This window comes from Cognatundibacterium curvum, from assembly GCF_014284235.1.
GTDB classification, from domain to species: domain Bacteria; phylum Pseudomonadota; class Gammaproteobacteria; order Burkholderiales; family Burkholderiaceae_D; genus Undibacterium; species Undibacterium curvum.
Genome location: NZ_JACOGD010000043.1, coordinates 1 through 277, shown reverse-complemented (window position 1 = coordinate 277; position 277 = coordinate 1). Strand labels below are relative to the sequence as shown.

General features: G+C 54.5%; 1 protein-coding gene. It reads right to left on the bottom strand.

Annotated features, from left to right (window positions below; translation table 11 throughout):
* Window positions 1-277, bottom strand: a 277-nt coding sequence (locus H8K43_RS18785) for a contractile injection system protein, VgrG/Pvc8 family (RefSeq protein ID WP_186905265.1), incomplete at both ends; no start/stop codon positions are given.

Genomic DNA, 277 nt, shown 5'->3' with positions numbered 1-277 from the left:
GCCGCAGAGGCGGTGTGAAATGCGGCATTGTGATCGGACAGGATGAGCCGGTGTACGCCTGCGCTATGCTCGAAATGGTAGTTGATGCCCCATTCCTGCATCAGCCTCACAACAAACTCCAGATCGGTCTCGTTGTACTGCACACAGTAATCGCGCAGCGGATAGCGTTCGATCAGACGACGCTCGACTGCAAACGGATAATCGGCTAATACCGCGAGGATAGTATCGACGGGTGTCTGATTCTGAAACACCTTGCAATCGCTGGAGAGACTCGCGA